The sequence below is a fragment of the Bradyrhizobium sp. genome (assembly GCF_030654605.1).
Taxonomy (GTDB): Bacteria; Pseudomonadota; Alphaproteobacteria; order Rhizobiales; family Xanthobacteraceae; genus Bradyrhizobium.
On record NZ_JAURXB010000247.1, the window covers coordinates 1 to 9,777 of the forward strand.

Here is a 9,777-nt window from a genome sequence, read left to right on the forward strand (position 1 = left end):
AAACAAGGCTATCGCCCGCGTCGCGCGGATCCCGGATGAGACCGCACGCAAAAAAATCCATTTGCCGCCAAACTACGGCAACTGAGTTCTGGCTGGGTTCAACCCCAGCACCCGATAGGGTAGCGGCCGGCCGGCAAAGAACGCCTCGAGATTGGCGATCACGCAGTCCTGCATCGCCGTGTGCGACTCCAGAGTATGGCCGCCGATATGCGGGGTCAGCACCACATTCGGGAGCGCGGTGAGCGCATCCGGCGCGTGCGGCTCCTGCTCGAACACGTCGAGACCGGCACCGGCAATGGTGTTGTCGGCGAGCGCTGCGACCAAAGCCTGCTGGTCGATCACCGAGCCCCTGGAGATGTTGATGACATGGCCGTCCGCGCCCAGCCTCTTCAGGATCCCGGCATCGACGGCGTGCTGGGTGTCGGCACCGGCGCGAACCGCGATCATCAGCACGCTGCACCAGTCCGCCAGCGCCTCGAGGCTCGGGAAGTATGGATAGGGCACGTCATGCCGGCTGCGGCTGAAATAGCCAACTTCGGTCTCGAATGCCGCCGCCCGCGCGGCGATCTTGCGGCCGATCTCCCCCATGCCGTAGACGCCGATGCGGCGCCCGCGCATGCCGGCCTGCGGCCGCATCATCGGTGACGGTTTTGCCGACGACCAGCCGCCGCTTCGGACATAATCGTCCGCCGGCAGCAGCCGCCGCGTCGCCGCCAGCATCAGGATCACAGCGATATCGGCGACCGAGGAGGCATTCGCGCCCGGACTGTGGGCTACCGCGATTCTGCGCTGCGCCGCGGCGGCCAGATCGACGCCGTCATAGCCGGTGCCATAACAGACGATGGCGCCGAGCTTCGGCATCAGGTCCATCTGGGCTGCGCCCAGCGGCGTGCCACCCGCCGTGACCATCGCCGTCACCCCGGAAAGCTGATCCGCCGCGAACACCTCGCTCACTGGCTTGCCGGCAGTATCCATCAATTCGAAGCCTTGCCCGATGCGCACCATCATGGCCTTGGGGAAACGGGAATAGACCAAGACTTTGTTGGACATCGGCTGGATTCCTGAAGTCGAAACACAAAGGGCGGAACGGGTTTCCCCGTCCCGCCCTTGAATGATTGTCGTCGCGCGATCGGCCGTTAGCCGAGCAGCGTGCCCGGCTCAACCTTCACGCCCGGTCCCATCGAGGAGGAAACCGCGACGCGCTGGATGTAGGTGCCCTTGGCACCGGCGGGCTTCGCCTTGGCTACGGCATCCGCCAGCGCCTTGACGTTCTCCACCAGCTTGTCCGCCGTGAACGACGCCTTGCCGATGCCGGCCTGCACGATGCCGGCCTTCTCGACCCGGAACTCGACCGAACCGCCCTTGGCGCCCTTGACGGCGTTGGCGATGTCCATCGTGACGGTGCCGATCTTCGGGTTCGGCATCATGCCGCGCGGTCCGAGCACCTTACCGAGGCGTCCGACCAGCGGCATCATGTCGGGAGTGGCGATACAGCGATCGAAATCGATCTGACCGCCCTGCACCTTCTCGACCAGGTCCTCGGCGCCGACCACGTCGGCTCCCGCGGCCCTGGCTTCGTCGGCCTTGGCGCCGCGCGCAAACACGCCGACGCGCAAGGTGCGGCCGGTGCCGTTCGGGAGGGTCACCACGCCACGCACCATCTGGTCGGCGTGACGCGGATCGACGCCGAGATTGATCGCAATCTCGACCGTCTCGTCGAACTTCGACGTGGCGCGTTCCTTGACCATCTTGATGGCGTCCGCGAGCGGATAAAGCTTCTCGCGATCAACGCCCTCGCGGGCCTTCTTCAAGCGTTTTCCGATTGCCATGACCCGTTACCCCGCAACTTCGAGACCCATCGAACGGGCAGAGCCCTCGACCATCTTCATGGCCGACTCGATGGAGTCACAATTGAGATCCTTCATCTTCTTCTCGGCGATCTCGCGCACCTGCGCTTTGGTCACCGCGCCGGCCTTGTCGCGGCCCGGGGCTTTCGACCCGGACTGGATTTTGGCCGCCTGCTTCAGAAAATGGGACATCGGCGGGGTCTTCATCTCGAAGGTGAACGAACGATCGGCGTAGATCGTGATCACCACCGGAATCGGGGTACCCTTTTCGTCCTTCTGCGTCTGCGCGTTGAACGCCTTGCAGAATTCCATGATGTTGAGGCCGCGCTGACCAAGCGCGGGTCCGATCGGGGGCGAAGGATTCGCCGACCCGGCCGGCACCTGCAATTTCAGGTATCCGGTCACTTTCTTCGCCATTTATCACTCCTCATGTTGTTTCCGGACAACCCGGAAGCTTCACAGGACCGTGGTGCGGTTCGACGGATGACTGGCGATCATCCCTCTCCTCCCACGGCTTCGCCCTCGCCCCGCCGCAGCGGGAGAGGTGAACGATCAGACCTTCTCGACCTGACCGAATTCCAGCTCGACCGGCGTGGCACGCCCGAAGATCGACACCGCGACCTTCACGCGCGAACGCGCCTCGTCGATTTCCTCGACCACCCCGGAGAACGACGCGAACGGGCCGTCGGCCACGCGCACATTCTCGCCGATCTCGAACGAGACCGACGCCTTCGGGCGTTCGACGCCTTCCTGCACCTGGTGCAGGATCCGCATGGCTTCGGCTTCCGAGATCGGCATCGGCTTGTTTTCCGCGCCGAGGAAGCCCGTTACCTTCGGGGTATTCTTGATCAGATGGAAGGCTTCGTCGGTGAGCTTCATCTTCACCAGCACATAGCCCGGGAAGAACTTGCGCTCGGCGTCGATCTTGCGGCCACGGCGCACCTCGGTGACCTTTTCGGTCGGCACCAGCACCTGCTCGAACAGCTCTTCGAGCCCGCGCTGCTTCGACTGCTCGCGGATCGACTCCGCCACCTTCTTTTCGAAGTTCGAATAGGCGTGAACGATATACCAGCGCTTGTCCATCGTCTGTGTTCCGGCGCTTGCCATCAGCGGATACCGAGCAAGAAGGTGACGAGATAACGGATGATCTGATCCGCGGCGAAAAAGAAGATCGAGGCCAATGCCACCATCACGAACACCATGATGGTGGTGATCGTCACCTCGCGGCGGGTCGGCCAGGTGACCTTGGCGGTCTCCGAGCGCACTTCCTGCAGGAACTTGAACGGGCTGAAAGCCATCGTTTGTGTCATCCGCGTCCGCTGGGACGATCTGGGTTTCAAGGAATCCGAACAGCCCTCTAGCGCCCAGCCCTCTCTTGAAGGATGAGCCGGCCAGCGGGCTCGATTGTTCGGGGATTTCAAAGCCGCGCCGGATATCCGTCAAAACGGGCCGGCTGCAGGTGCGGCTGTGTACTGCGGACGGCCCAAAAGGTCAAGGTGCCACAGGAGCCTACACCGGAGCTTCAGCATCCTGGCTGTCCGCGCGCCGGATCCCCAAGCGCCCTGCCTTTGACGTGGCTCAACAGGGCCGCTCGCACCGCCCCTAGCATTGATCAGGCTCTTGGCTAGATTGGTCAGGCGCTTGGCTAGGGCGATACGGGCCGTCAGCCGGGTGCAACGCAACCTCGCCGTCCCGGACCGTCATTTGTGGGCTGAGCATCGATGAGCGTCAAGCTTGCACTTCCACCCTCCCGGCGGGATCTGCGTCTCGATCTGTTTCGTGGCCTTGCCAACTGGGCCATGTTCCTCGGGCATGTTTCCAGCCCTGTTCTGGCCTGGTTTTCGTTCCGAAACTACGGCTTCAGCGACGGCGCCGACCTGTTCGTGTTCATTTCCGGCTACACCTCGGCTCTCGTGTTCACGAGAAAGATGCTCGAGGGCGGCTTTGTTTTCGGAGCCACGAGGCTGGTCAGGCGGGTCTGGCAGATCTATGTCGCTCACGTCCTGCTGTTCGTGTTCTATCTGGCTTCCGTGCTTTTCCTGTCGGACAGGTTCGACGCCTCCGACTTCATCCATCGATTCAATGTCGCACCCCTGCTGGTCGCTCCGGTCGACACGCTGACGCAGGGCCTGCTGCTGAAATACAAGCCGCTGAATCTGGACGTGCTGCCGCTCTACGTCGTCCTGATGGGCGCCTTCCCGCCGGTTCTCTGGCTGATGCTCCGGCACCGCAACTGGGTCATGCTGGGGTCGGTGCTGCTCTATTTCGCCGCCCGGCAATTCGGCTGGAACCTGCCCTCGTATCCGGCAGGTGTCTGGTATTTCAATCCGTTCGCGTGGCAGCTGCTTTTCGTGTTGGGCGCGTGGCTGGCGTTGGGCGGTGCCGATACCTTGCATTTCCTGGTCCGCTCCCGGATCGTTCTGTTCTCTGCCGTGATTTACCTGCTGTTTGCGGCCGCCATGACATTGGCGGCGCACCTGCCCGAGCCGCAGACCATTTTTCCGCGCGTTCTGTTCGAGGCTTTCAATCCGAACGACAAGACCAATCTGGCGCCCTATCGCTTCCTGCATCTGGGGATTCTGGTCATCGTGGTGGTGCGGTTGATACCGATCGACACGCCGGGACTGCAAGCCGCGATCTGGCGGCCGCTGGTCAAATGCGGCCAGCAATCCCTCGAGGTGTTCTGCGTCGGAATCTACCTCTCGTTCCTTGCATCCTTTGTTTTGCTGACGACTGCCGACGGGCTCCTCGCGCAGTTGCTGCTCGGAACCGGCGGCATCGCGATCATGACGGCGGTCGCCTATTACAGGTCGTGGTCGAAGCGGGTCGAGAGACCGGCCCATGCCCACATCAACCATCCAGTTGCGGACGAAACCCGCGCGCCCCTCACCGAACCAAAGCAGCAACACGACAGGGCGGTCGCGGGCGCTATCTGATTCCATCGAGCTGGGATTCGCGCCAGCGACCACGCGCCCGCAGCGGACCACGTTTCCGGCTACGCCTGAAGCGCTTGACCGGGTGTCGCTGGAAATCAGCTTAAGTTGTTGATAATGCTGGCAGGGGCGGCAGGGCTCGAACCTGCGACAACCGGTTTTGGAGACCGGTACTCTACCAACTGAGCTACACCCCTACAGAACCTTGCGTCGCCGCCGATCCGCGCCGTTTCAAGCATAGGAAACGCCCCGATTGCAAGCGCGAAGCGGCGGAACCAGCCTCCGCCCGGCGGCCGGACCTGGCTCTGCGCCTTGTCGGAAGGCCGCCGCGACGGCCGCGCGCATTCGCGACTTTCGCCGGTTCCCGGGGCATTTTCAAACACGCAACGGTTCGGCGGGCTGCCACACACCTTGTCGAGTTCCCTGAAGCCGACGCAATGCCCATCCGGAGCCCGGTATCCGGGGCCGCCCTTGCAACCGCAGCCGCGGCAGGCGGGGCGTTCGGGGCAGGCAGCGTGACCGGCTGCCATGGGCCACGCCGCCGAGACGGCGACGATAGCGAGAACCCGGAGCAGCGTTCGCATCATTGTCTTGCGGTAAACGCCCTGTTCAAGCCGCGCATTCTGCGCCAGACTTTCGGCCAGCCTAGGCAACCCCACCACAAGCAACAAGAGCAACAAACGGGAGAGACCATGACCGCGCAAACCGCCGCCAAGCCAACCGCCATTCCGCAGACGCCCTCCCTCCCCCAGGCCAAACCGGAAGCGCTGGGTCTGTCCCCGGCCCGGCTGCAGCGGATGTCGGACGCCTTCAAGCGCGAGATCGACAAGGGCACGCTGCCCGGTGCCACCGTGCTGGTGGCGCGGCGCGGCCAGATCGGCTGGTTCGAGGCGCTCGGCCGGCAGAACCCGGCGACCGCAGCGCCGATGGCGCATGACTCGATCTTCCGGATCTTTTCCATGACCAAGCCGATCGTCTCGGTCGGCATCATGCAGCTGGTCGAGGACGGCCATTTCCTGCTCGGCGATCCCGTGGCGAAATTCATTCCGGAATTTGCCGACCAGAAGGTCGGCGTCGAGAACAACGGCAAGCTCGACCTCGTCCCCCTCAAGCGGCAGATGACGATCCAGGACCTGCTGCGCCACACCTCGGGCATCACCTACGACCACACCGGCAACGGCCTGGTGCAGCAGATGTACCAGCAATCGCGGCTGCGCAGCCGCAAGATCAGCAACGCCGAGCACGCCACGCTGGTCGCCGGCATGCCGCTGATGTGCCAGCCCGGTGCCGAGTGGAACTACAGCCGCTCCACCGACATTCTCGGCCGCGTCATCGAAGTGGTCTCCGGCAAGAGCCTGAGCGCCTTCCTGACCGAGCGCATCCTGGCGCCGTTGCAGATGGCCGAGACCGCGTTCCACACCGGCGAGGCGAACGCCGGCCGGCTCGCCGAGCCGTTTGCGAACGATCCCTGGACCGGCGACAAGGTGCAGTTCTTCAACATGCTGGAGAAGCCGGTGATGGAATCCGGCGGCGGCGGCCTGCTGTCGACCACCATGGATTATGCGCGCTTCAGCCAGATGCTGCTCGGCGGCGGCACCCTCGACGGCAACAGGATCATCGGCCGCAAGACGCTGCAGTTGATGGCGTCGGATCATCTCGGCGCCGACGTCAAGGTCGACTCGCCGCTGATGCCCGCCGGTCACGGTTTTGGACTGGGCTTCGCGGTGCGTACCTCGAGCGGCATGGCCCCGTTCCCGGGCTCGACCGGTCAGTTCTTCTGGAGCGGCATGGCCGGCACGTTCTTCTTCATCGACCCGGTCGAGGACATGTTCGCCGTGTTCATGATGCAGGGCCCGGGCCAGCGCGAATATATCCGCAACGTGCTCCGCAACGCGGTGTACGCCGCGGTGGAATGACGGTTATCCGCGAAAAATTAACTCCGTCGTCCCGGACAAGTGAGCGCAGCGAACGCCGATCCGGGACCCCAGCGATGAGCGCAATTGCGCTCATCGCGGCGCCGCGGCCTTTCCGTAACGCCGTGTCGCCCATCGCACTCCAACAGCGGCGGCACGGCGTATGGGTCCCTGCGTTCGCAGGGACGACGAAGTCTCAACTGATCGTCGCTCCGCCGTCGATCACCACGGTCTGGCCGGTCATGAAGTCGCCGGCCTTCGATCCCATCAGCACCGCGGCGCCGGCGATCTCGTCGGGGATGCCGATCCGCAGCAGCGGCGAACGCGACGTCGAGGCTTTCAGGTTTTCCGGATTGTCCCACAGCGCCTTGGCGAAATCGGTCTTGATCAGGCCGGGCGCGATGCAGTTCACGCGGATATTGTGCTTGCCGTATTCGCAGGCGAGATTGCGCGCGAGCTGCATGTCGGCGGCCTTCGAAATCGCATAGGCGCCGAGCACGGTGGAGCCCTTGAGGCCGCCGATCGACGACACGATGATGATGGAGCCGTCCTTGCGCTCGATCATCTGCGGCACCACCATGCCGATCAGCCAGTTGTTGGCGACGATGTTGTTGTCGAGAATCTTGCGGAATTGCTCGTCCGAAATGCCGGCGAGCGGTCCGTAATAGGGATTGGACGCGGCGTTGCAGACCAGCACGTCGATCTTGCCGAAGGCGCGATTGGATTCGTTGACCAGGTTCTGCAGGTTTTCCTTGCTGGAAATGTTCGCGGCGATCGCGACCGCGGTGCCCTTGCCGAACTTGTCGTTGATTTCCTTGCTCACGGAATCGCAGACGTCCTGCTTGCGCGAGGAGATCACCACCTTGGCGCCGTGTTCCGCCATCCGTTCCGCGATGGCGCGGCCGATGCCCTTGGTGGACCCGGTGATGACGGCGACTTTGCCCTTCATGTCGAACAGGCTCATGTGTTTCTCCCGTATTGTTCGGTGTCGAGCGCACCGGTTTGATTTCAGAGCTAGGCAGTCTTCGTAAAATCGGCAACCGACGCAGTGTCACGCCAGTTTCGTCACCGGCACCACTTCCGGCCCCGCCGGCTGGTGCATGGCATTGTGCGAGGCGTCGGCGATCCAGGGCTGCTGGTTGATCATCGGCAGCCGCCAGCTGCTGTGGTCGTGGCTGGCGAGATGATCGAGCCGCGTCACCGAACAATTGTCGATGTCGAAGGCGAGGCACTTCTCCGGCAGGTTGCCCAGCGCGAGCCCGATGGCCGCCTTGATGGTGCCGCCATGCGCCACCGCGATCACGTCCTTGCCGGCGTGTTCGGTATTGATGCGCTCGATCGCGCCGCGCACGCGGGTGTAGAGATCCATGAAACTTTCGCCGCCGGGCGCGGGCTGATCGATCGGCGCGAACCAGTGGCTGCCCAGCGGCAGGCTGGCCAGGAACGCGGCGCGGTTCATGCCCTGCCATTCGCCGAGATGCTGTTCGGCAAACGCGGCTTCGTGCGGCATGACCGCGGGCTTCGGGAAGCCGGCGGCCCAGATCGCGTCGGCGGTTTGATGTGTCCGCTTCAAATTGCTCGCAACCCACACTGCGTTGCGCGGCAGGATCTTTCCGACCGCGGCGAATACCACGCGGTCGCTGGTGTCGCAGCCAAGATCCTTCTGTCCATAGATGCAGCCATTGTCCTCGCGGACCGGCGCATGGCGCACCCACCACCATCGCGTCGCGACGACGCCGGATGAAGCAGCGGACAGCTTGGCTGGATTGGACATCGCGGGGACCCTTCAATACTGTTGCGTGTCCTACGTCAGAGCACGCATCGCCTCAAGCGACTTGACGTTTGAAATCTTGTTTGAAATTCCGCAAGGCGGCAAGCGCCGATAATCAAGTCTGCAAGGGAGAAACTCATGGGCCGCCTCGAAGGCAAATCCGTCATCATCACCGGCGCCGGCAGCGGCATCGGCCGCGCCGCCGCGCTGCTGTTCTCAAAAGAAGGCGCGAAACTCGTCATCGTCGACCGCAGCGACAGCGTCAACGAAACCGCCAAGCTGGTCGGCAACGCCGGCGGCACGGTCGAGGCCGTGATGGCCGATGCCGGTTCGGAAACCGACGTGAAGGCCTTCATCGACAAGGCGGTGGCGAAATACGGCAGGCTCGACGCGATCTGGGCCAATGCCGGGGTCAGCGGCGGGCTGGTGCCGCTGCCCGAGCAGACCGTGGAACAATGGCAGGAAGTGCTGCGCGTCAACCTGATCGGCCCGTTCCTCGCGGTCAAGCATGCGATGCCGCACATGATCGCGCAGAAGTCCGGCGCGATCGTCCTGACAGCGTCGGTGGCGGGCCTGAAATCCGGCGCCAGCGGTCATCCCTACGCGGCCAGCAAGGCCGGCGTCATCAGCCTGGTGCAGACCACCGCCTATTCGCTGTCGGGCACCGGCGTGCGCATCAACGCGGTGTGCCCCGGCCTGATCGAGACCGGCATGACCAAACCGATCTTCGACAACGCCAGGCAGCGTGGCACCGACGGCAAGATCGGCCAGCTCAATCCCCTCAAGCGCGCCGGCCAGCCGCATGAACTGGCGGCGATGGGACTATTCCTCGCCAGCGACGACGCGTCCTACGTCAACGGCCAGGCCATCCCGGTCGACGGCGGCCTGACCGCATCGATGCCGTATGCAGGGAAGCCGATCTAGTCGGCAAGAGGATGTGACGCGCAGTGTCGCATCATGACAAGTTGTCGTCCCTGCGAACGCAGGGACCCATACGCCGGGCCGTCGAGTTTGGGGGTGGTGTGAGTGGACTTGTTGAAGCATTGCGCCATGGCCTTAGACGACCGGGGTTATGGGTCCCGGCGTTCGCAGGGACGACGCAAGGGCTGTGTCAACACAACATGACTTCTCCATCTCGCGGCGCGTTTCGCCCGAGGTTTGCCATTTACTTTCCGCCCTCTGCAATCAGAGGGCGCGGGGAGGCCGGGCGCCCGATGCGCCCGATAGCCGCGTGTGCAATGGGTAGTGGTAGAAGGCACACGCGTTAGTCAGGTCACACCGGAATCACCCGGCACTCCCCGCGCAATGGTTTA

General features: G+C 63.8%; 10 protein-coding genes and 1 tRNA gene. 3 read left to right on the forward strand and 8 right to left on the reverse strand.

Annotated elements, in window-relative coordinates:
- Positions 1 to 72 precede the first annotated feature (72 nt).
- The 5 genes from Q7U29_RS22335 to secE all read right to left on the reverse strand — a co-directional run bounded on the left by Q7U29_RS22335 (position 73) and on the right by secE (position 3,145).
- The gene (locus tag Q7U29_RS22335) at positions 73 to 1,050 is read right to left on the reverse strand and encodes a 2-hydroxyacid dehydrogenase (protein WP_304744888.1); all 978 of its coding nucleotides are present in this window, start codon (positions 1,048 to 1,050) and stop codon (positions 73 to 75) included.
- 86 nt (positions 1,051 to 1,136) lie between these two features.
- Positions 1,137 to 1,829, reverse strand: coding sequence for a 50S ribosomal protein L1 (gene rplA, locus Q7U29_RS22340; protein WP_304744890.1), 693 nt, complete (start codon positions 1,827 to 1,829; stop codon positions 1,137 to 1,139).
- A gap of 6 nt (positions 1,830 to 1,835) precedes the next feature.
- A complete protein-coding gene (rplK, locus tag Q7U29_RS22345; RefSeq protein ID WP_299745815.1) occupies positions 1,836 to 2,264 on the reverse strand; it encodes a 50S ribosomal protein L11 in 429 nt (142 codons plus the stop codon).
- A gap of 135 nt (positions 2,265 to 2,399) precedes the next feature.
- Positions 2,400 to 2,930, reverse strand: a complete 531-nt coding sequence (nusG, locus tag Q7U29_RS22350) for a transcription termination/antitermination protein NusG (protein WP_291860669.1) — start codon at positions 2,928 to 2,930, stop codon at positions 2,400 to 2,402.
- Positions 2,931 to 2,953: 23 nt separating this feature from the next.
- Complete coding sequence (secE, locus tag Q7U29_RS22355) at positions 2,954 to 3,145, reverse strand: preprotein translocase subunit SecE (protein WP_304744893.1); 192 nt, start codon at positions 3,143 to 3,145, stop codon at positions 2,954 to 2,956.
- 423 nt (positions 3,146 to 3,568) lie between these two features.
- Between secE and Q7U29_RS22360 the strand changes: the two genes are divergently transcribed.
- Positions 3,569 to 4,783, forward strand: a complete 1,215-nt coding sequence (locus tag Q7U29_RS22360) for an OpgC domain-containing protein (protein WP_304744895.1) — start codon at positions 3,569 to 3,571, stop codon at positions 4,781 to 4,783.
- 118 nt (positions 4,784 to 4,901) lie between these two features.
- Here the strand turns inward: Q7U29_RS22360 and Q7U29_RS22365 are convergent.
- Positions 4,902 to 4,977 (reverse strand) — tRNA-Trp (locus Q7U29_RS22365).
- A 495-nt stretch (positions 4,978 to 5,472) separates the two neighbouring features.
- Here Q7U29_RS22365 and Q7U29_RS22370 point away from each other — a divergent pair.
- On the forward strand, positions 5,473 to 6,696 hold the full coding sequence (locus Q7U29_RS22370) for a serine hydrolase (RefSeq protein ID WP_304744897.1): 1,224 nt from the start codon (positions 5,473 to 5,475) through the stop codon (positions 6,694 to 6,696).
- A 193-nt stretch (positions 6,697 to 6,889) separates the two neighbouring features.
- Here the strand turns inward: Q7U29_RS22370 and Q7U29_RS22375 are convergent, their stop codons facing one another.
- Together Q7U29_RS22375 and Q7U29_RS22380 are read right to left on the reverse strand one after the other, a co-directional pair.
- Positions 6,890 to 7,657, reverse strand: coding sequence for an SDR family NAD(P)-dependent oxidoreductase (locus Q7U29_RS22375; protein ID WP_304744899.1), 768 nt, complete (start codon positions 7,655 to 7,657; stop codon positions 6,890 to 6,892).
- 87 nt (positions 7,658 to 7,744) lie between these two features.
- Complete coding sequence (locus tag Q7U29_RS22380) at positions 7,745 to 8,467, reverse strand: histidine phosphatase family protein (protein WP_304744901.1); 723 nt, start codon at positions 8,465 to 8,467, stop codon at positions 7,745 to 7,747.
- A 135-nt stretch (positions 8,468 to 8,602) separates the two neighbouring features.
- Here Q7U29_RS22380 and Q7U29_RS22385 point away from each other — a divergent pair, with 135 nt between their 5' ends.
- On the forward strand, positions 8,603 to 9,388 hold the full coding sequence (locus Q7U29_RS22385) for an SDR family NAD(P)-dependent oxidoreductase (RefSeq protein WP_304744903.1): 786 nt from the start codon (positions 8,603 to 8,605) through the stop codon (positions 9,386 to 9,388).
- Positions 9,389 to 9,777 lie beyond the last annotated feature (389 nt).